Annotated in this window: 1 protein-coding gene; it reads left to right on the forward strand. The window is 73.3% G+C overall.

Annotated elements, in window-relative coordinates; genetic code table 11:
- A partial coding sequence (locus RVY79_RS21350; RefSeq protein WP_317466626.1) for a hypothetical protein occupies window positions 1-240 on the forward strand: 240 nt, incomplete at both ends.

Consider the following 240-nt stretch of genomic DNA (forward strand, 5'->3'; position numbering starts at 1 on the left):
GCACGGCGTGATGACCGCCGACCAGGCGCGCCGGATCGAGGCCCTCTACCAGCGGGCCAAGGCGCGCGACGCCAAGGCGGCCGACAAGGCCAATGCCGGCTTTTTGTCGCGCTACGCGGGCGGTTCGGTGTGGGAGTACTTCGCCGAGGGGGCCAACGCCGAGGCCTCGCCGCGGCGCGACGCCTACGACGGCCGTGAGATCGTGCGCGAGCGCCTGATCGCGATCGACCCGGCCCTGCG

Origin of the sequence: Chromohalobacter sp. HP20-39, assembly GCF_033052815.1 — a bacterium.
GTDB lineage: Bacteria > Pseudomonadota > Gammaproteobacteria > Pseudomonadales > Halomonadaceae > Chromohalobacter.